The 19,851-nt window shown below is 70.6% G+C and carries 14 protein-coding genes; 5 read left to right on the top strand and 9 right to left on the bottom strand.

The window, feature by feature from the left end; all coding sequences use genetic code 11:
* Positions 1–75 precede the first annotated feature (75 nt).
* Both ACLBWX_RS21215 and ACLBWX_RS21210 read right to left on the bottom strand, forming a co-directional pair.
* Positions 76–1,179: an OmpA family protein gene (locus ACLBWX_RS21215; protein WP_447678957.1), complete on the bottom strand. Its 1,104-nt coding sequence runs from the start codon at positions 1,177–1,179 to the stop codon at positions 76–78.
* Between the two features lie 1,128 nt (positions 1,180–2,307).
* The gene (locus tag ACLBWX_RS21210; RefSeq protein WP_447678956.1) at positions 2,308–3,321 is read right to left on the bottom strand and encodes a DUF2865 domain-containing protein; all 1,014 of its coding nucleotides are present in this window, start codon (positions 3,319–3,321) and stop codon (positions 2,308–2,310) included.
* A gap of 163 nt (positions 3,322–3,484) precedes the next feature.
* Between ACLBWX_RS21210 and ACLBWX_RS21205 the strand changes: the two genes are divergently transcribed.
* On the top strand, positions 3,485–4,003 hold the full coding sequence (locus ACLBWX_RS21205; protein WP_447678955.1) for a CreA family protein: 519 nt from the start codon (positions 3,485–3,487) through the stop codon (positions 4,001–4,003).
* A 79-nt stretch (positions 4,004–4,082) separates the two neighbouring features.
* Here the strand turns inward: ACLBWX_RS21205 and ACLBWX_RS21200 are convergent, their stop codons facing one another.
* On the bottom strand, positions 4,083–4,421 hold the full coding sequence (locus tag ACLBWX_RS21200) for a hypothetical protein (protein ID WP_447678954.1): 339 nt from the start codon (positions 4,419–4,421) through the stop codon (positions 4,083–4,085).
* A gap of 329 nt (positions 4,422–4,750) precedes the next feature.
* Between ACLBWX_RS21200 and cysS the strand changes: the two genes are divergently transcribed.
* Complete coding sequence (cysS, locus tag ACLBWX_RS21195; protein ID WP_447678953.1) at positions 4,751–6,130, top strand: cysteine--tRNA ligase; 1,380 nt, start codon at positions 4,751–4,753, stop codon at positions 6,128–6,130.
* Between the two features lie 32 nt (positions 6,131–6,162).
* Here cysS and ACLBWX_RS21190 read toward each other — a convergent pair whose 3' ends face one another.
* Positions 6,163–6,765, bottom strand: a complete 603-nt coding sequence (locus ACLBWX_RS21190; RefSeq protein WP_447678952.1) for an LOG family protein — start codon at positions 6,763–6,765, stop codon at positions 6,163–6,165.
* A 221-nt stretch (positions 6,766–6,986) separates the two neighbouring features.
* Between ACLBWX_RS21190 and ACLBWX_RS21185 the strand changes: the two genes are divergently transcribed.
* Positions 6,987–8,576 carry a LysM peptidoglycan-binding domain-containing protein gene (locus tag ACLBWX_RS21185; RefSeq protein WP_447678951.1) on the top strand — a complete coding sequence of 530 codons (1,590 nt, stop codon included), beginning with the start codon at positions 6,987–6,989 and terminating at the stop codon, positions 8,574–8,576.
* A 10-nt stretch (positions 8,577–8,586) separates the two neighbouring features.
* Here the strand turns inward: ACLBWX_RS21185 and ACLBWX_RS21180 are convergent, their stop codons facing one another.
* The 4 genes from ACLBWX_RS21180 to ACLBWX_RS21165 all read right to left on the bottom strand — a co-directional run bounded on the left by ACLBWX_RS21180 (position 8,587) and on the right by ACLBWX_RS21165 (position 14,082).
* The gene (locus tag ACLBWX_RS21180; protein WP_447678950.1) at positions 8,587–10,515 is read right to left on the bottom strand and encodes an ABCB family ABC transporter ATP-binding protein/permease; all 1,929 of its coding nucleotides are present in this window, start codon (positions 10,513–10,515) and stop codon (positions 8,587–8,589) included.
* A 117-nt stretch (positions 10,516–10,632) separates the two neighbouring features.
* Positions 10,633–12,000 (bottom strand): glutamate--tRNA ligase, encoded by a 1,368-nt coding sequence (gene gltX, locus ACLBWX_RS21175; protein ID WP_447678949.1) that lies wholly within the window; start codon positions 11,998–12,000, stop codon positions 10,633–10,635.
* Positions 12,001–12,056: 56 nt separating this feature from the next.
* On the bottom strand, positions 12,057–13,196 hold the full coding sequence (locus tag ACLBWX_RS21170) for a complex I NDUFA9 subunit family protein (protein WP_447678948.1): 1,140 nt from the start codon (positions 13,194–13,196) through the stop codon (positions 12,057–12,059).
* A gap of 169 nt (positions 13,197–13,365) precedes the next feature.
* Positions 13,366–14,082: a sulfate transporter family protein gene (locus tag ACLBWX_RS21165; protein ID WP_447678947.1), complete on the bottom strand. Its 717-nt coding sequence runs from the start codon at positions 14,080–14,082 to the stop codon at positions 13,366–13,368.
* 317 nt (positions 14,083–14,399) lie between these two features.
* Between ACLBWX_RS21165 and ACLBWX_RS21160 the strand changes: the two genes are divergently transcribed.
* On the top strand, positions 14,400–15,704 hold the full coding sequence (locus ACLBWX_RS21160) for a flavin monoamine oxidase family protein (protein WP_447678946.1): 1,305 nt from the start codon (positions 14,400–14,402) through the stop codon (positions 15,702–15,704).
* A 6-nt stretch (positions 15,705–15,710) separates the two neighbouring features.
* Here the strand turns inward: ACLBWX_RS21160 and ACLBWX_RS21155 are convergent, their stop codons facing one another.
* The gene (locus ACLBWX_RS21155) at positions 15,711–18,053 is read right to left on the bottom strand and encodes a putative bifunctional diguanylate cyclase/phosphodiesterase (RefSeq protein WP_447678945.1); all 2,343 of its coding nucleotides are present in this window, start codon (positions 18,051–18,053) and stop codon (positions 15,711–15,713) included.
* 362 nt (positions 18,054–18,415) lie between these two features.
* On the opposite strand from ACLBWX_RS21155, the gene ACLBWX_RS21150 reads away from it, so the two are divergent.
* Positions 18,416–19,621, top strand: coding sequence for an IS701 family transposase (locus tag ACLBWX_RS21150; protein WP_447678234.1), 1,206 nt, complete (start codon positions 18,416–18,418; stop codon positions 19,619–19,621).
* The last annotated feature ends 230 nt before the right edge of the window (positions 19,622–19,851 follow it).

Below are 19,851 nucleotides of genomic sequence, written 5' to 3'. Positions count from 1 at the left end.
GCCGGACCCACGGGGCGGGAAACCGGGTCCGGCGCCGGGGGATCGGAAAAATCCCTCGGCGCCGCGGGCGAAGGCTCAGCGTGGCGGCGGAGCCACCTCGCCCTGCTGCTGGATCAGGGGCGTGATCCGGCGGACGGTGACCCGGCGGTTCTCCCGCGAGGCGTTCTGCGTGTTCACCTTCAGGTTCTGCTCGCCGTAGCCCTGGGTGGTCAGGTTCTCGGGCGGCACCTGGAAGGTCTGGGTGAGCACCGTGGCCACCGACTGCGCCCGGCGGTCGGAGAGCGAGAGGTTGTCGATGTCGGCGCCCACCGCGTCGGTATACCCCTCGATCAGGAAGACCTCCTGCGGATTGGCCTTGATCGCCCGGTTCATCGCCGCCGCGATGGTGGAGAGCCGGGCGGCCTGATCCGGCGTCACCGTGAACGACCCGGTGTCGAAGTTGATCGTGTCGATGTCGACGCTGCGCATGCGGGCGCGTAGCTGCGGGCTGTAGCGCACCTGATCGAGCGTGTAGCGCCGGTCCACCGCAACCACCGGCGGGGCCGAGAGAGCCTCGTAGACGGTGCGCTCGTCGGCCCCGTCGTAGTCGACGATGTAGCGGTCGCGCGGGATGCGGATGTCCGGCGGCGGCAGCTCGACAACGTCCTCGTAGATCGGCCGGCGCGCGCCGCCGCCGAAACTGTTGTCGATGATGACGATCTCGCGCCCGTCGCGGAAGCGGCGGGAGCGGCGCACGAGGCGGCCGTCATCGTCCACGATGGTGACGATCTGTTCGCCCCCGGGACGGTCGAGATACGTGATGGTGTCGCCGCCGCGGCGCTCGCTGCGATAGGCGCGCCGGTCGAGGTCACGGAAGCGCTCGTTCTCGTCGTGGCGGATGAAGTAGTTGTCGCGGTCGCGCACGATGATGCGGCCGGGCTCCCGGATGTAGGTCCGGCCCCCTTCCGAAAACTCGCGCCGGTCGCGGCGTACCTGATCGTAGTCGCGGACATCGTCGTCGTCCCGGAAGCCACCGGGAACGTAGCCCGGTCGCCCCGGCGCGTTGAAGCCGCTGCGCGCGTCGCGGCGTTCGAAGGCGTCGCGCCGCTCGCGGTCTTCACGCCGATCATCGATGCCCCGGTCGTCGCGCCGGGCGTCGCCGGGACGAAGATCGGGCCGGCCCGCGTCGTCACGGCCCACGCCTTGTCGATCGGGGCCGCTCCGATCGGGACCGTCGCGGCGCAGATCACGGCTGCCGGCGTCCCTGGCTCCGGGGTCGCTGCTGCCCGGAACCGGACCGTCCCGGTCAGGCCGCGCATCAGCAGGGTTGGCACCGGCGCCCGGGCGCCCATCGGGGCGCTGGGCGTCCGGGTTGGGAGCGCCCGGTGGGACGAACGGACGTCCCGGAACGCCGGGCCGCGCATTGGGAGCGGCAGCGCCCGGCTGGCCGGGTTGTGGCGTCGGCTGGGCCGGTTGACCCGGGGCACGCGGCTCGCCGGGCGCATTCGGGCGGCCAGGCTGGGCGGCGCCCGGCACGTTCGGATTGGCGGGGTTGGCCGGATTGCGGACCTCGGGCGCGTTCGGCGCCGGGGCTTGGCGCGGCGGCACGGGGGCGGGACGGTTCGGCTCGGGCGCCGCGGGGCGCTCGGGCGTGTTCGGCCGTTCTGGGCTACGCTCGCGCGCCGGCGGTGGAGCCGGCGGACGCTCGGCCGGCCCCTCGGCGCCCGGAGCGCGGCGCTGCGGAGCTTGATCGCGGTCCGGGTTGGGTCCGCGTTCGTCGCGTGCAGGGCGCTCCTGGCGTGGTTCGGGGCGCTCAGGCCGGACAACGGGACGTTCGGCTGGAGCGGCGCGTTCCGGGCGCTCCTGGCGCGGCTCCGGACGTTCCGGACGCGGCTCGGGACGTTCCTGGCGCGGTTCGGGCCGGGGAGCCGGGCGCTCGGGACGCGGCTCGGGACGTTCCTGACGGGGCTCGGGCCGGGGAGCCGGACGCTCCTGGCGCGGCTCGGGCCGCTCTTGCCGAGGTTCCGGCCGCTCCTGGCGCGGCTCGGGCCGCTCGCGTCCGCCGCCGGGCGGCCCGCCGCGAGGGCCCTCGCCGCTCCCGCCGCGGGGCCCCTCGCCCGGCCCGGCTTGAGCCAGCAGGAAGGTGTGGCTCGGCGCGGGTTCCTGCTGCCGAGCCACACCGGGCCCCGAGAGGATCAGGGCAGGCAGGATCGTGCTGCTCAGGAGAAGGTGGCGGATGCTCCGCATGGAAGGTCACTCACGTCGTTGATGTGGCCTTCGGAACAGAATGCGGGCGGGATGGTTCCCGTTCCTGGTACCGCAGCCCCCTCAGGGAGTGCCCTGACGCGTCGCGGTCGAGAACAGGTTCGGGGCGATGATCCGGACCGGATGGCGCTCCTCTCCGCTCGCCAAGGTTGCCGCGACGGCCGGCTCCATCGGAGCGGCGGCATCGGTGGCGACGGCGGTGCTGCGCGTGGCGGCATCGGCGGCGAGCACCGCGGCGGTCTTGTCGGCCCGGCCTACGAGGGTCAGGCGCACCTTGGGCGGGCGCGACAAGGCCTCGGCCTGCATCGGCGTGACGAAGATGTCCCCCTTGTGCCGCACCAGCATGCTCTCGGCCTTGACCAGCGACTGCGCCCAGCTCTGGCCCTCGCGCTTGCACGAGCAGTTCGGCGTGAACGACGTGCGGAACTTGAACGCGTTGGGCAGGGCGGTGTAGGCGCGGCTTCCCTTCACGGTGGCCGCCTGCTTCAAGGCCTCGTCTCCGTGCGGCATCGAGTAGGCGGCAGCCTCGGCCCCCGGGCAGAGCGCTTGGCAGAGCTCGTCGGCGCCCTCGCGCCCGTCGGGCAGGTTGGTCATCGGGAAATAGGAGCCGTCGCAGGTGCGAACGCAGATCACCTGCGCGCCGCCCCGCGCCCGTGCCTCGCCCGGAGTTCCATCTGCCCTGATCAGGTTGCGGGTCGCCGCATCCGTGCAGGCGGAGGCGATCGCCTCCGTCAGCTGCTGCCGACGGGCGGCCGTCACCTCGCCGTTCTCGGCGCCGTAGCCGGCGTTGAGGGCGCGGATGCGCTGCTCGACGGCACCGCATTGCGGGGGCCGTGAATCGAAGAACAGGAACCGGCCGCCCTCGCAGTTCAGGGTGCGGTAATAGGCGTTGAGCCGGCCGATCTCGTTCTGCAGCGCCCGCGCGGTGCTGGCCCCGTCGCTGAGGCCGGCGAGTTCCGAACGGTAGCGCAGGCAGGCTGAAGTCTGCGCCTCGGCGGCACCCGTCAGGGCCGTGGCGGTGAGAACGCCGGCGAGCACTCGGACGAGCGTGCGGATCTGGGAGGGGATCAGCGGCATGGCCTGATTGCAATGAATGGCGGGACGCCGCCGCGCGGGGCCTCCTGACGGAGACTTCGGCGAAGCGGAGGCGAACGGGCTCAACACAAGTTTATTAGCGACCCTCGCACGGCGGCGACACCCTTCCCACATGCGCCCGGAACAAACGGAGGGGAATGATACGATGATGTGGCTTCGGGGTCTCACAGGCTGCGCGCTAGCGCTGGGGCTCAGCCTCGCCGCGCATGCGGCGCACGCGGACGATGCGGACCGCATCTTCGACAAGTCGACCGTGTGGCGTCCGCTGACGCCCAACGACAAGCTTGTGGTCTACGGGATCGACGATCCGTCGGTGGCAGGCGTCGCCTGCTGGTACACGCAGCCGGAGAAGGGCGGCATCAAGGGCACCCTCGGTCTGGCGGAGGACGTCTCGGACATCTCGCTCGCCTGCCGCCAGGTCGGCCCAGTGCAGTTCAAGGAGAAGTTCAAGCAGGGCGCGGTGGTGTTCAGTGAGCGTCGGTCGCTGATCTTCAAGTCGATGCAGATCGTGCGCGGCTGCGACACCAAACGCAATACGCTGATCTACATGGTCTATTCGGACAAGGTGATCCAGGGCTCGCCCAAGAACTCCACCTCGGCCGTGCCGCTGATGCCCTGGGGCACCGAGCCGCCGCCGCGCTGCGACGCATTCATGGAGAAGTAGACCGCCCGGCCGGGGCCGCCTCCGATGGGGCGGCCCGGTTGCGGATCGAGCCCAAGGCTCGATCAGGCCCGCGAGAGGATCAATCCTGACAGGTGATCCGGATCGGACGCTCGGCAGCCTTCGCCACCGGGGCCGGCGGGATCGCACCGGTGTACTCGTCCTGGGCGGCGACGCCGAAGGAGCCCGCCGAGGCGAAGCCCTGTGCCTCGCACCAGGCGTTGGCCACCACCTGGCCGCAGGCGCTGTCGCCGTTGGTGAGGCAGTCGCCGACACCGTAGCCTTCGCTCGACGGGATCAGGAACGTCTTCTCGACGGTGCCAGGCGCCTTGGCCGGGCTCTCGCCGTCGGAGGCCAGGGTGCCGTGAACGGTCAGGGCGAGGGCGAGGAGAGCGCCGATACTGGCGGCCGCGCGGCGCATGGGCAGAACCTTGCTGATGTCGGAAGCGTATGGGGCGAAAATCTCACGGCACCAGGTTAACAAACCCTTTCGCCGCTCCGTGGTTTTCGAGGCAGCCGGCTCCGGGGAGTGCCGGTCGGGCGTCGTTCTCGAATTGCTCATGGTTTTGGGGTAGCCCATGACGGGTGGCGCGGCCGTCGCCTTCGCGCAACAGGACCCTGAGCGGAACGCGGCAACGATGTGGCAGACGGTTGGGTGCGCTGCGGCAAAAGCCGCGCAAAACCAACGCGGTGCGGTGATTCAGGGGCGCACGGGCACGGATGGAGTGCCCGGGACGTAAGGAAAGTTTCATGGCCTCGATGTTGCGGCTCTACAACACGCTGACCCGCGAGAAAGCCGCCTTCGCGCCGATCGATCCGACGAACGTGCGGATCTATGCCTGCGGCCCGACGGTCTACGACGCGGCGCATATCGGCAATGCACGGCCGATCATCGTCTTCGACCTGCTGTTCCGCCTGCTGCGCCACCTCTACGGAGCGCCCCACGTCACCTATGCGCGGAACGTCACGGACGTCGACGACAAGATCAACGCACGGGCAGCCGAGCGCGGCATCAGCATCCGCGAACTCACCGACGGCACCCTGAAGGCCTTCCACGCCGACATTCGCGAACTCGGCGTGCTGATGCCCGAGGATGTCAACGCGCCGGGCGAGCGCTCGCGCTTCGTCGAGCCGCGGGCGACCGACCACATCGCCGAGATGCACACGATCATCGCCGGCCTGGTGGATCGCGGCCATGCCTACGTGGCGGACGGCCACGTGCTGTTCGACGTGCCCTCGATGCCGGATTACGGCGCCCTCTCGAAGCGCCCGCTCGACGAGATGGAGGCCGGGGCCCGCGTCGAGGTCGCGCCCTATAAGCGCTCGCCCCTCGACTTCGTGCTGTGGAAGCCCTCGAAGGCCGGCGAGCCGTCCTGGCCCTCCCCCTGCGGAATCGCGGCGCCTGGCCGTCCGGGCTGGCACATCGAGTGCTCGGCGATGTCGTGGAAGCATCTCGGCGAGCGCTTCGATATCCATGCCGGCGGCATCGACCTCATCTTTCCCCACCACGAGAACGAGGTGGCGCAGTCGCGCTGCTGCTTCGGCACCGACGTGATGGCCGAGGTCTGGCTCCACAACGGCTTCCTCCAGGTGGAGGGGGAGAAGATGTCGAAATCGCTGGGCAACTTCATCACCATCCGCGACGTGCTGAAGGATTGGCCCGGTGAGGTGGCCCGTCTCGCCATGCTGAAGACCCATTACCGCCAGCCGATCGACTGGACCCTGCGCGGCCTGGAGGAGGCGGCCCGGATGCTCGACCGCTGGTACGGGACCGTCGGCGACGCGGACGCATCCGACACGATCCCGGAGGGCGTGCGGGAGCCGCTCCTCGACGACCTCAACACCGCTGCGGCGCTCGCCGAGCTGCACCGCCTCGACGACCCGGCGGCGCTGAAGGCCGGGGCCAACCTCCTCGGCCTGCTCACCCAGACGAAGTCGGCCCGCGATCGTGGCACGATCCGGGCGGCCGGCATCGACGTCGCCCGCGTCGAGGCGCTGATCGCGGATCGCCGGGCGGCCCGGGCCGCCAAGGACTGGGCCGCCTCGGACCGGATCCGCGACGAGTTGCTGGGGATGGGCGTCGCCGTGAAGGACGGCAAGGATGGGACGACCTGGAGCGTGGCGACCTGAGTCGAGGCCGCCGCGACCGGGAGAGTGCTGCCCTAGAACCGCTCCACCACCAGGGCCTCAGCGGCGGGGGCCGGCGCGACCGATCCGGCCGCGTCGCGCAGGAGGCCGACCACGTCGGCCGCCTCGGTGGCCACGAGGTAGCTCAGGTCGAGCCCCTCGCGGATGAAGCCGTGGGCCCGCATGTGGTCGAGGAGTGTCAGGAGTGGGGTCCAGAAATCCGCCACCGAGAGCAGCAGGATCGGCTTGTTGTGCTGGCCGAGCTGCGCCCAGGTCAGCTGCTCCACCAGTTCCTCCAGGGTGCCGATGCCGCCCGGCAGGGCCACGAAGGCGTCGGAGCGCTCGAACATCAGCCGCTTGCGGGTGTGCATGTCCTCCACGACGATGGTCTCCTGGATCTCGTCGAGCATGCGCTCGCGCGACTTCAGGAAGTCGGGAATGATGCCGGTGACGTGGCCGCCATTCTCGAGGACCGCACGGGCGACGGTGCCCATCAGGCCGACATTGCCGCCGCCGTAGACGAGGCCGATCCCGGCGGCCGCGAGGGCCTTGCCGAGGGTCACGGCGGCAGCCGTGAAGGCCGGATCGCCGCCGAAGCCGGAGCCGCAATAGACACAGACCGTCCTTACCGGAGCCATGCCGGGCCTCCCTGATGCGGCGCGACCAGGGCCAGCGCACCCCTGTCCACGAGCCAAACTGCTGATTTTACGGAAGATCCGGCCGCGATGCGGCAGGTGTGATTTGGTGATCCGGTCATGTTCGCTAATATGTCGCCATCAATCGCCGATTTGTCGACGGGCCCGATCCCGCGGCGATGGAATTTCGGCCGCCGTGCCGGTGGACGAAGGAGTGGCGTGTCATGAGGGCGGAGTTGCGACGGAGCATCTTCCTCGCCTGCGTGGGTCTCCTGGCGGGCTTTGCCCTGGTGGTCACCCTCTACGGCGCGGGCACCCTGTTCAAGCGCGGCCTCGGCGCACCGGTCGGACCCGGGTCGACCGAGGAGAGCGGCCCGCCCGCAGCCAAGCCTTCCGCAGGGGCCGCCGACCTGAACGGCTCCGCCCGGCGGGACGCGGTTCCCGAGGAGGGGGCGGCACCGGCGGGAAAGCCCCTGGCGGCCCTGGGGGCGGTCCAGCCGCCGGCACGGGCCGCTGGCAGCCAAGCGGGCAGCCAAGCGCCGACCTTCGACATCATCCGGATCGAACCCAGTGGCGAGGCCGTGATCGCCGGGCGGGCCGCGCCCAACACCACCGTCGAGCTGCTGCGCGACAACGAGCCGATTGCCCGTGCACTCGTCGACCCCTCCGGCCAGTTCGCCATCGTGCCCCCGTCCCTGCCCTCCGGCAACAGTGAACTCACCCTGCGGGCCCTCGGCGCGGACGGTCAGGCCCGCGTCTCGCGCGACAGCGTGGCGGTGGTGGTTTCGCTCCATCGCAATGCCAAGCCCCTCATTGCCCTGACCTCCCCCGACAAGCCCACTATCGTGCTCTCGCAGCCTGATCCGACCCCCATGCCCCCGGGAGGCGAGGTCGCCGGGGCGGACAAAGCCGATTCGGAAAAGACCGGCAAAGCCGATGGCGGCGGGCTCGCAACGAACATGCCCGGCGCGCGCGCTGCGACGGGATCGGCCAGTCCGGCCTCGGCGGCGGCCGCCGGTGCGAAGGCCGATGCGGACCGCACCGGGCCGCTGAAGATCGTCAGCGTCGAGGCGGAGGAAGGCGGCCGGCTCTACGTCACGAGCCAGGCTCCGCCCGGGGCCACCGTGCGGCTCTACCTGAACGATGCCCTGGTGGCACCGGGAAGTGCGGGCGCCGACGGGCGCGTGGCCTTCACCATCGGGCGCGGTGTCCGGCCGGGCGACTACAAGGTCCGGGTGGATCAGGTCGACCCCGTCTCCGGCAAGGTGAAGACCCGCTCCGAGGTGGCCTTCAACGTGCCGGTCACCGTGGCCAAGCCAACGGCCCCCGGCGTGGTCCGACCGTCCGAGGGCGGCGCGATCCTCGCGCAGGGCAACCCGCCGCCAGTCGTGGCGGTCCCAGGCACGGCCGCACGCCTGGGAACGCCCCAAAACCCGGCCGCGCTGCCCGCGGCGGCGCAGCCCCGAACCCTGGCTCCGCAGCCCCCGGCCGCACTCGGGTCCGTGAACCCCGGAGCCGGAGTACCGCGGGCCGCGCCGCTTGCCACCGCGCAGGCGAACGCGATGCAGGGTCAGGCCCCTGCGGACCGGAGCCCCACGGTCTTCGTTCCGGAGATCGGGACCGCGAAGATCATCCGCGGCGATAGCCTGTGGCAGATCAGCCGGCGCATCTACGGCAAGGGCACCCGCTACACGGTGATCTTCGACGCCAACCAGCCGCAGATCCGCAACCCGGACCTGATCTATCCGGGCCAGATCTTCGTCCTGCCCACCGACGGCACCGCGGCGGTGCCGCAGGCCGACAGGCGGGGTTGAGGCGCCGAACCTACTCGGCGGGGACGCGCTCCGGCACCAGAGGCGGCCGCTCCTTGGGCACCAGCAGGGCCGCCTCGCTGCGCTGGAGAATCTCCAGGGCGGCATCGGCCTCGCGCTGACGGCTCCACATCGCGGCATAGACGCCGTCATGCTCCAGCAGGGTGGCGTGGTCGCCGCGCTCGACGATGACGCCCTTGTCGAGGACGATGATCTCGTCGGCCTTGACCACCGTGGAGAGGCGGTGGGCGATGACGAGGGTGGTGCGGCCCTGGCTCACGGTGTCGAGGGCGTCCTGGATCTCGCGCTCGGTGAAGGAATCGAGGGCCGAGGTCGCCTCGTCGAGGACGAGGATGGGCGGTCCCTTCAGGATGGTGCGGGCGATGGCGACGCGCTGCTTCTCGCCGCCCGAGAGCTTCAGGCCGCGCTCGCCCACCGGCGTGTCGTAACCCTCCGGCAGGGCGGAGATGAAGCGGTCGATCTGTGCCAGGGATGCGGCGGCGCCCACCTCCGCCGGGGTGGCATCCCAGCGGCCGTAGCGGATGTTGTAGCCGATGGTTTCGTTGAACAGCACCGTATCCTGCGGCACCATGCCGATGGCCACCCGCAGGCTGGCCTGCCGGACGCACGCGATGTCCTGGCCGTCGATGAGGATGCGGCCGCTCTGCGGCTCGTAGAACCGGAACAGCAGGCGTGACAGGGTCGACTTGCCCGCTCCCGAGGGACCGACGATGGCGACCGTCCGGCCCGCCGGCACCTCGAAGCTGACGCCCTTGAGGATGGGCCGGGCCGGATCGTAGGCGAAGCGCACGTCCTCGAACCGCACAACGCCGTCCGAGACGGCGAGCGGCAGTGCATCCGGCCGATCGGCGATCTCCGGGTTTCGGTGCAGGATCTGGAACATGTCGTCGATGTCGATCAGCGCCTGTTTGATCTCACGGTAGATCATGCCCATGAAATTGAGCGGCATCGAGAGCTGCACCAGCATGGTGTTGACCAGCACGAAGCCGCCGAGCGTGGTGCGCCCGGCCATGATGTCCGTTGCCGCCAGCCACATCACGATGGTCATGCCCACCGTGAAGATCGCCGCCTGGCCGGCGTTGAGGATCGCCAGCGAGACGTAGGTCTGCGTCGAGGCCTTCTCGTACTTCGCCATCGAGACGTCGTAGCGCTCCGCCTCTCGCATCTCCGCGCCGAAGTACTTCACCGTCTCGAAGTTCAGCAGTGAATCGACGGCCTTCGTGTTGGCGTCGGTGTCTGAGGCGTTCATCCGCCGACGGATCTCGATGCGCCACTGCGTCGCCTTCCAGGTGAAGGCGAGGTAGGCGGCCACCATCACGAACACGACCATCGAGTAGATCCAGTCGAACTCGTAGGCGAGCACCCCGATGACGAGGAGGAACTCGACGATCGTCGGCACCAGGGTCAGCACCATCAGGCGCGAGAGCTCCTCGATGCCGCCGCGCCCGCGCTCCAGCACGCGGGTCAAGCCGCCGGTCTTGCGCTCCAGGTGGAAGCGTAGGGAAAGCCGGTGCATGTGCTCGAAGGTCTGGAGCGCCAGGCGGCGCACGGCATGCATCGCCACCTTGGCGAACAGCCCGTCGCGCACCTGCGTCAGCCCCGCCATCAGGATGCGGGACAGGCCGTAGAAGCCGATGAGCAGCATCGGAGCGGCGAGCAGGCCCGTGGGCACGGCCGCGCCCGGCTTGGCATCGGTCATCGCCACCAGGGCGTCGGTGGCCCACTTGAAGGTGAAGGGCGTCACCATCGTCACGAACTTGGCGACGATCAGCAGGCCGAAGGCGAGGAAGACGCGCCGCTGCAGGTCGGGTCGGCCGTAGGGCCAGAGATAGGGCCAGAGGCGGCGGTAGGTGGCGACGAGGCCGGGACGCGCAGGCGGCGCGGCCGCGACCGGTGCCGCCGGGGCGGAGTCGGTGCTCATTCGGATCTGGGGCTCGGGATTAAAACGGCGTCGGGTCCGCATATAGGCGCGGCGCCTTCCCGGTGACAGTCACCGGTGTCGACGGGTCGGGCCTGCATGCATCGCAGGGACCGGCTGTCAGCCCTCGCCCACCAGCCGGCGCAGCACCGCGTCACGCCCGATCAGCGGCAGGAGACCGGCGAGATCCGGCCCGTGCTCGAGGCCGGTGAGAGCGAGGCGCAGGGGCATGAACAGCGCCTTGCCCTTGGCCCCCGTGGCCGCCTTCACCGCACTCGTCCAGGCCTTCCAGGTCTCGGCATCCCAGGGCTCGGCCGGAAGGACCGTGGCGGCGGCCCCGGTGAAGGCCGGATCGGCGATGACCGGGGTCACGGCCCCGGTGACCACGCCCCACCACGCGCCGGCTTCGGAGACCTTGGCCAGGTTGGGCTGCACCGCCGCCCAGAAGGCCTCGGCACGCGCGGGCACGATCCCCTGTGCCGCGAGCCGGTCGGCGACCTCCGCGTAGGGCATGGCGTGGACGAGGCGGGCGTTGAGACCGCCGAGCTCTTGCGGATCGAACTTCGCCGGCGCCCGCGAGATCTGCGCCAGGTCCACGAGGCCGGCGAGTTCGTCGAGGCCCGCAACGGCGCGGACGGATTCCGCCGAGCCGGTGAGGACCGCGAGGGAGCGCACCGCGCCCGGCTCGTAGCCGGCCTCGCGCAGCCCCCGAAGCGACAGGTGGCCGAGGCGCTTCGAGAGCCCCTCCCCCTCCACGGTGGTCAGGAGATTGTGGTGGCCGAAGACCGGGATCGCACTGCCGAGCGCCTCGAAGATCTGCACCTGCACGCCGGTGTTGGTGACGTGGTCCTCGCCGCGGATGACGTGCGTGATGCCCATCTCGGCGTCGTCGACCACGGAGGGCAGGGTGTAGAGGTAGCTGCCGTCGGCGCGGATCAGCACCGGATCGGAGAGCGAGGCGCAGTCCACGTGGGCCTCGCCCCGCACGAGGTCGTTCCAGGCCACGGTGCGAGCGTCGAGCTTGAAGCGCCAGTGGGGCTTGCGCCCCTCCGCCTCCAGGGCGGCACGCTCGGCCTCCGTGAGGTCGAGGGCGGCGCGATCGTAGATCGGCGGCTGGCCGCGCCCCAGCTGGCGTCGGCGACGGCGCTCCAGCTCTTCCTGCGTCTCGTAGCAGGGATAGAGCCGGCCCATCGCCTTCAGTCGCGCAGCGGCCGCGTCGTAGATCGCTACCCGGTCGGATTGCCGTGCGAACAGGTCGGGCACGATCCCGAGCCAGGCGAGGTCCGCGGAAACCGCCTCGGCGAAGGCTTCCGTCGAGCGCTCCCGGTCGGTGTCGTCGAGGCGGAGCAGGAAGCGCCCGCCCCGCGCCCGGGCGAACAGCGCGTTGAGGAGCGCCGGTCGGGCATTGCCGATATGCAGGTAGCCGGTGGGCGACGGCGCGAAGCGCACCAGGGGTACGCCGGCATGGGACGGAGAGGCCTGAGTCATGGGCGCCCTCTAGACCATTTTGCCGGCCCTGAGGACTCCGGTGACTCGGGGAGGCCTCAGCCGCGGGTGCCCCAGCGGACGCCCATGCGGCTCGGCGCGTTCGAATCCGGTCCGAGAGCCGGCCCGCTGCCGCTGCGCGGCACGAAGGGTTTCGGCGTCAGGGTCTCTGGGACCGCGCTCTCGAACTCCTGCACCTTCGAGAACTGACCCGCCTTGCGGAAGCGCCACAAGTAGCCTGGTACCACCGCCTCCATGGCGGTGGGCTGAAGGCCGATGCCCTCCAGGGTGCGCCCCTCCGCCTTGGCCGCTTGGGAGACGACGTTGTCGTTCTGGAGCAGGGTGACCTGGTCGCGGGTCAGCTTGAGGCTGTCCGGCAGGAGGCCGAGGGTGAGAGTGTCGACGACTTCGAGGGCGCGCGCCTGGAGCAGGGCCGCGGGCTGCGGCAGGCCCAGGACGATGCGCTTGCGCATCGTCACCTTGAGCATGTAGCGCACCAGCGCCTCGAGGGTTTCGATCTCGGGGCCGCCGAGTTCGTAGACCTGGCCGGCCGGCACGTGGCCCTCCACGGCTCGGGCCACTGCCTCGGCCACGTCGGCGACGTAGACGGGCTGGAAGCGCGACGCGGCGCCGGCCAGCGGCAGCACCGGCAGGGCGCGGGCCAGGGCGGCAAAGCGGTTGAAGAAGCTGTCGCCGGGGCCGAACACCAGCGAGGGCCGCAGGATCACGTGAGGGCCGCCGGCCTCGGCGACCCGGGCCTCGCCCAGGGCCTTGGTGCGGGCATACTGCGAGGGCGAATCCGCGTCGGCGCCGATGGCCGAGACGTGGACCAGGGGCGCGCCGACGGCCGCGGCCGCCCGGGCGATCTCGCCCGCGCCCTCGGCCTGCAGGCCCGAGAAGCTCTGCTTGCCGGTCTCCTGCAGGATGCCCACGAGGTTGACGACGATGTCGGCTCCCTGGACCGCCCGGGCGATCGACTCGGGGTAGCGCAGATTGGCCTGCACGGCGACGATCTGACCGACCTTGCCCAGCGGCTGCAGGAACAGGGCGAGGTCGGGCCGGCGCACCGCCACCCGGATCCGGTAGCCGCGCTTGGCCAGCGCCCGCACCACGTGGCGCCCGAGGAAGCCCGACCCGCCGAACACGGTGACGAGCTGCGAGGCGGGGCGGGTCAGGGGGAGGGTCTCGAAGCCGGTCATCGCTCGTGCGTCTCGAAAAGCGGCCCCCGCGGCCGTCCGATCCCCTTGCGGGGACATCGATCGGCGCCGGTCCTAGAGCCTGATGCAGCGTATCTAGACCACTTCCCCGCAAGACGGGAGGCCGCCCGGTGAAATTCGGACCCGGCTGTTCCGGGAGCCGGGACGGCCCTCAGCGCAGGCGCGGCTGGGGCTGTGGGCCGGCGACGGGGCTGCGCCGACTGAGGCCCTTGTGGACGTGCACCATCAGGGCGATGCCGAAGAGTGGGGTGACGAGGTTGAGCACCGGCACGACCATGAGGCCGGCGAGCAGCACGCCGGCGAGGAGCGTGGTGCCGCCGTAGTGGCGCCGCATGGAGGCGGCCTCGGCCATCGGCCGGAAGCGCCCGGCGGCCAGCTCGAAATACTCCCGCGACAGCAGGTAGGCGTTGGCGCCGAAGAACGCGACGAGATTGACCCCCGGAACGAAGAACAGGATCAGCGCCACGAGGTTCACCAGCAGGGCCAGGCCGGCGAAGCGCACGGCGTAGAACATCGCGGTGCCGAGCGGGAGCGCGATGCCGGGCGGATCGCCGGGGAAGTCCGTGCGCTCGACGATCTCGGCCGCATCGTCGAGGAAGTAGCCTGCCACCAGGATCGACACCGCCGGCATGACGTAGGCGAGGCCGACGAACAGGCCGGCTCCGGCGAAGAACACCGCCAGGGTGTCGAGGAAGGGGTAGTCCACCGAGAGGTGGTGCTGGGACAGGAACCAGTTGATCGCCCGCGTCAGCCCGAACCAGACGACGGCGAGGATGCCCACGGTGAGCCCGAGGGACTTCCACAGGATCGCGCGCAAGGGGGCTGAGAACACCTGCCGGAGGGCGGCGAAGGCGGCCTGGATGAGCATACCTGGGAATCCCGTGGTCTCGAGTCGGTCCGGTCGTGGAGGGCCCGGCCTGCGTCGCCCCCGCGCGCACCGTGTCCAGAGGTTCTCGCTACAAGTTCTGGCTATGGCGCTGCGCAGGCGCAAGTGCGCGCCATCGCCGTCCCGCCCGTCCCGCGGACCGGCGGGACGGCGATTCGCGGCCACGACCCTGGACGCCGGAGTTTTCTCTCGTGTGACTGGCCCGCGCGACGGGATTGCGACCGGAGGTGCGGTGTCGCCCGCCGCGGCCCTCTGCTAGGCCCATGGCCACCCATCCGACAGGAACGAGACCGTCATCCATGAGGACGTCCCGCCCCGAGCACGAACGCTGGCGCCCGAGCATCGCGCCGCGCCTGGCGTCCCTGCCCGACGACCCGGAGGTCATTGTCATCGGGGCTGGCGCCGCCGGAATCGCTGCGGCGCGCGCGCTGACCGAGCGCGGGATCCGGGTGGCGGTGCTGGAGGCGCGCGACCGGATCGGCGGGCGCCTCGTCACCGTGTCCCTGCGGGGCCACGCCGTCGATCTCGGCGGCCACTGGTTGCATGCGGGGCCGATCAATCCGCTTGTGCGTCTGGCCACCGAGCGGGGCGAACCGCTGCGGGTGGCGGCGCAGGACAGCCACCTTTGGGTCGGTCGCCGGCGCGGCCGCCCGGCGGAGGCGGCAGCCCTGGGCCGGGCCTTCGCGGTCGCTGACCGGGCGATGAGTACCCAGGCGGGCTGGGCGGGACCGGACCGGCCGGCCGCCACAGCCCTACCGCCGGGCCTCGGACCCTGGGGCCGGCGGGTGGCGCGGGTCCACGGCCTCGTCTCCGGGCAGTCCCTGGCCCGCGTCTCGCTCCAGGACTTTCCGAGCATGGAGTACGGCGACAACCGCTTCATCGCCGGCGGCTACGGCGGCTACCTCGCCCGCCTCGCCCAGGGGCTGCCGATCGCCCTCGGGACGCCGGTCACCGGCATCGACTGGTCGGGCGCGGGCGTGCGGGTGCGGGCGGGATCGCGGAGCTACGCAGCCCGAGCCGTCGTCGTCACCATCCCCACCATGGTGCTGCGGGCCACGCCCCTGTTCACCCCCGCCCTCCCCCCGGAGGTCGCGGACGCGATCACGGGATTCGCCACCGGCATCTACGAACACGCGGTGCTGCACTGGCCATCCTGTCCATTCCGCGGGGCGGACCGACTCGCCAGCCTCGTCGGCGCACGCGAGGCGAGCCCGGGCCTCCTCACCCGGATCGACGGCACGCCCTTCCACTTCTTCGAGCTCGACGCGCCCATGGCCGCCGCCCTCGACGCCCGTCAGGTCGGGCCGGACGGGGTCCGGCGCCTGGTCCGGGCGACGCTCGTCGCGCATTTCGGCGCCCGTGCCCTGCACGACCTCACCATCCCGGCGGTGAGCGCGTGGCGCCACGACCCCTGGGCGCGCGGGTCCTGGGCGGTGGTGCCGCCCGGCCATGCCGCGGCCCGGGCGCAGCTGCAGGCTCCCGTGGCGGACCGGGTCTGGTTCGCCGGGGAGGCCCTGTCGCGGCTGCAATGGGGCACGGCGGGGGGCGCCTATGAGGAGGGCACGCGGGCGGGCGCGGCGGTGGCAGGCCACCTGCGCGGCTAGGCCGCCTCAGGGAGGCGCCCGGCGGAACGTCACCGGCAGGAGCGGGAAGATCTCGCCGAAGCGCCCCGGCAGGGTGGCGATGAGCTGCGCGATCTCGTTCGCCGGCCGCGCCGGGCTGAACAGGAAGCCCTGGATGTCGTCGCAGCGGCTCGCCTTGAGCATCTGCGCCTGTTCCACCGTCTCGACTCCCTCGGCCGTGACGGTGATTGCGAGCTTGTGCGCCAGTGTCAGGATCGCCTCGATGATCGCCTGACACTCCGGTCGGCTGCCCATGTCCTTGATGAAGGAGCGGTCGATCTTGATCTTGTCCACGGGGAACCGGATCAGGTAGCTCAGCGACGAATAGCCGGTACCGAAATCGTCGAGTGCCACGCGGATGCCCAGGGCGCGTAGCCCGTTGAGATTGGCGATGGTGGTCGCGTTCATCTCGAAGAACACCGACTCGGTGACCTCGATCTCCAGGCGCGCCGGCGCGAGCCCGCCGGCTTCCAGGGCCTGCGTCACGTCGGCGATGAGGTCGGTGTTCCGGAACTGGATCGGCGAGAGGTTGACCGCCAGTCGGATGTCGTCGGGCCAGCGCGCGGCCTCGCGGCAGGCCTGCATCAGGACCCAGCGGCCGATCTCGGAGATCAGGCCCGAGGCCTCGGCAACCGGCACGAAATCGGCCGGGGAGACAGGGGTGCCGGAGGCGCGGGTCCAGCGGAGCAGGGCCTCGAAGGTACGGACCCGGCCGTCCATGAGCCCAACCAGGGGCTGGTAGTTCAGGCTGAACTCCCCCTGTGCCACCGCCCGCTTGAGGTCGACTTCGAGCTCGCGTCGCAGGCGCATCGTGGCCTCGAGATCGGGCGAGTACACTCGAACCTTGCCGCGGCCGGTGGCTTTGGCGCGGTAGAGCGCAAGGTCGGCCTTGCTCAGGAGGCCTTCAGGATTGCGTGCGTCGCGCGGCGCCACCGAGAGGCCGATACTGGCACCGATCTCCACCTGAACCCCGTCGAGGGTATAGGGCAGGCTCAACGCCCCGATCAGGCGCTGGCCAAGGCCGATCAGCACGTCCTCGTTCCCGCCGGCCAGGAGAATGGCGAACTCGTCACCGCCCAGGCGCGAGACCAGCGCCTCGGGTGGGACCGCGCCGGTGAGGCGCTGCGCCACCCGGACCAGCAGGACGTCTCCGAGGGCGTGGCCAAAGGTATCGTTGACGAACTTGAAGCCATCGAGATCGAGATAGAGCAACGCACAGGGTTCGCCGGAGGCCTGTGCGCGGGCGCAGAACTCGGTTGCCGTGTCCTGGAACAGGGTGCGGTTGGCAAGGCCCGTCAGCGAATCGTAGCTCGCCAAGTAGGCGATCCGCGCCTCGGACTGGCGGGTCTCGGTGATGTCGGAGCCGACGCCGCGGAAGCCCAGGAAAGTCCCGCTGCTGTCGGTGATCGGCCGGCCGCTGAGACGCCACCAGCGCGTCAGACCGCCGATGGTGACTTCCACCACGCGCTCGCGGAAGATCTTGCGCTCGGCCACGAGAGAGAGGATTTCAGCGATTTCGGGAGTCGTCGGCCGAGGCTTGCAGGTGCCGAGGAAAAGCGCCGCCAACGGCGCCTGATGCAGGGCGCCCGGGAGTTCGCCCGCCACTTGGCCGATGCGCTCGGAGACGTGCTGCAGCCGTCCCTCCGTATCGGTCTCCCAAAGCCAGTCGCTGGTGTTGGCCTCGAAATCATGGAGGAGCAGGCTGATCGTCTCGTTCTGCTCGCCGACCCGGACCCGGTCGATGATCCGCTGTTCCGAGAGGCGGCCCATGCGTCCGGCGGTCAGGATCACGAAGGCCGAGTAGATCCCCAGCATCGCCGCCAGCGAGCACGCGACCGTCCCACCCGTGAATGCGAGGGCGATCAGGCTGCCCATGGCGATCGGCACCGCGAAGGCGAGGCCGAGATGCGGCAGCGTGCTGAAGATGTAGGTTGTGGCCAGGAGGCCGGCGCAGATGGCCACCACGTACATCCGTCCCTCGGCATCCGAGTTCGGGAACAGCATCAGCGGCATGCTGCTCCAGGACATCCCCAGGATCAGGGCGAATGCGCCCGCGATCCGGTATCCCATGAGGATGCCGGTCGGATCCGGCCGACGCAGACGCTGGCGCCGCGCCTCGATCGTCGCAAGGGTGGCGGGCAGCACGATGCAGAAGAACAGGATCGACAAGTAGAGCTGACGCGATTCGCTCCAGAAAAGCAGAATCACCGTCGCGGCGACCACCGCATTGGTCACCGCGAGATAGGGCGCGAGTTGTAGAACCTCGTCGAGGCGCGCGGCTCGGACTTCGAACTCGTAGCGGCTCGTCGTTTCAGGCTCCGCGGGCGTCACCCCCGGTCCATCCATCGGCGGCGCGGCGGGAACCGGCGACCGCACGCGGTCGCCGGACCGCCGGCCCCAGGCGGCCACGGGAGCCTGCGACACACGGTTGGCCAGGGTCGACAAACAGGGAACGGGCGGGCTCGACATCGGGTGTGCGGCGTTCAGCGGAGCGGGTACCGCGGATCCGGAGCGACCGGCCCGCGAGACATCGTGCGCGTCCTCGGACATCCAATGAGGTCCTTGCCGTGCCACGGGCTCGCATTGGCCGCTGCGTCCGCCTTGCACATCGTCACGTCCATCGGCTCATCGACCAGCCGGCAGCCTAGCATTACAGTTGCGTTTCCGACGAGGTTCTGAATCTCTGCCTCACCATGATTCGCGCATCATGGACGACCGGGACCTCTGTCGAGGCGACGCTGGAGTTGTGGGCCTCGTCGCTGCGAGACGTGAAGGGGCGCATGCGGCCCCTGTTCACCCAGGAGCGGGTCGCCGCCTCGGCGGGCGCGTTCCTGGACGGACTGCTCGGCACGGAGCGGCGCAAGACCGGTTGGATGCGGGCGGAAGCCGCGGGCGATCCTGGGCCTTGGCGTCAACAGGCCGTGCTCGGTCGCGGACGCTGGGATGCCGACACCCTGCGCGACGTGGTGCGGGATTATGCCCTGGAGACGCTGGCCGACCCAGATGCGGTTCTGGTCCTCGACGAGACCGGCTTCCTCAAGCAGGGCAAAGCCTCGTGCGGCGTGCATCGTCAGTACACCGGCTCGGCCGGCAAGATTACGAACTGTCAGATCGGCGTGTTTGCGGCCTACGCCTCACGGCACGGTCATGCCTTCATCGATCGGGCCTTGTACCTGCCCAAGACCTGGACTTCGGATCCGGCCCGGCTGGCCGCCGCCCACGTGCCGGAGGGGACGGCCTTCGCGACCAAGCCGGGGCTGGCTCTGGCGATGATCGAGCGGGCGATGGCCGCCGACGTGCCGTTTTCCTGGGTGGCGGCCGATACCGTGTACGGGGTCGGCGACATCGGACAAGCGCTACGCCGGGCGGGCAAGGGCTACGTGCTCGGGGTCAAGAGTGATCACAGGCTCAATTCCTGGATCGACAAGCCACCGGTGGCGGGCACCGCCGAGGCGATCGCGAACGGCCTTGCTCCGACGGCCTGGACGCGTCTGTCGGCGGGCGACGGGACGAAGGGCGCGCGGCTGTACGACTGGGCCTACTGCGAACTGGCCGACCTCGATGGTGCCGACGACCAGACCGGCCTGTGGACGCGGGGGCTCCTGATCCGGCGCAGCCTGGCTGACGACGAGCGGTTCTACTTCACGACCTGGTGCCCGGCCGGCACGCCGATCCAGACCCTGGTCGACGTCGAGGGACGGCGTTGGAGCATCGAGGATGCGTTCGAGACGGCCAAGACCGAACTCGGGCTCGCTCACAACGAGACCCGCTCCTGGCACGGCTGGCACCGACACGTCAGCCTGGTGATGATGGCCTTTGCCCTGCTGGCGGTGATCCGCCGTCACGCCAACGCACCGCCCCCAAAAAGACCGGCTCGGACGAGACCGCGCGCCCATTGATCCGCTGGTCAGTGCAGGAGATCCGCCGCATCGCGGTCCGTCTCGCGCAGCGGCGCATCCAGCCCGCTCACGTCATCGCATGGTCGCTCTGGCGACGGGCGCATCAGGCCGCCGCCCGCCAAGCCCATCTCAAACGCCGTACCGCACACCCCAAACGGCGACGACAAGGCCCGAAGCCCAGGACAGCCACCCAACAGACATCACACACCAAAACGCAACTGTAATGCTAG

Source organism: Methylobacterium sp. M6A4_1b, assembly GCF_053345175.1.
This window is presented reverse-complemented; position numbering and strand designations above follow the sequence as displayed.

Excerpts from the sequence above, each read along its gene's own strand:
- ACLBWX_RS21210 (WP_447678956.1), bottom strand. The coding sequence starts at position 3,321 with ATGCCGCTGATCCCCTCCCAGATCCGCACGCTCGTCCGAGTGCTCGCC.
- ACLBWX_RS21205 (WP_447678955.1), top strand. The coding sequence starts at position 3,485 with ATGATGTGGCTTCGGGGTCTCACAGGCTGCGCGCTAGCGCTGGGGCTC.
- ACLBWX_RS21200 (WP_447678954.1), bottom strand. The coding sequence starts at position 4,421 with ATGCGCCGCGCGGCCGCCAGTATCGGCGCTCTCCTCGCCCTCGCCCTG.
- cysS (WP_447678953.1), top strand. The coding sequence starts at position 4,751 with ATGGCCTCGATGTTGCGGCTCTACAACACGCTGACCCGCGAGAAAGCC.
- ACLBWX_RS21190 (WP_447678952.1), bottom strand. The coding sequence starts at position 6,765 with ATGGCTCCGGTAAGGACGGTCTGTGTCTATTGCGGCTCCGGCTTCGGC.
- ACLBWX_RS21185 (WP_447678951.1), top strand. The coding sequence starts at position 6,987 with ATGAGGGCGGAGTTGCGACGGAGCATCTTCCTCGCCTGCGTGGGTCTC.
- ACLBWX_RS21180 (WP_447678950.1), bottom strand. The coding sequence starts at position 10,515 with ATGAGCACCGACTCCGCCCCGGCGGCACCGGTCGCGGCCGCGCCGCCT.
- gltX (WP_447678949.1), bottom strand. The coding sequence starts at position 12,000 with ATGACTCAGGCCTCTCCGTCCCATGCCGGCGTACCCCTGGTGCGCTTC.
- ACLBWX_RS21170 (WP_447678948.1), bottom strand. The coding sequence starts at position 13,196 with ATGACCGGCTTCGAGACCCTCCCCCTGACCCGCCCCGCCTCGCAGCTC.
- ACLBWX_RS21165 (WP_447678947.1), bottom strand. The coding sequence starts at position 14,082 with ATGCTCATCCAGGCCGCCTTCGCCGCCCTCCGGCAGGTGTTCTCAGCC.
- ACLBWX_RS21160 (WP_447678946.1), top strand. The coding sequence starts at position 14,400 with ATGAGGACGTCCCGCCCCGAGCACGAACGCTGGCGCCCGAGCATCGCG.
- ACLBWX_RS21150 (WP_447678234.1), top strand. The coding sequence starts at position 18,416 with ATGATTCGCGCATCATGGACGACCGGGACCTCTGTCGAGGCGACGCTG.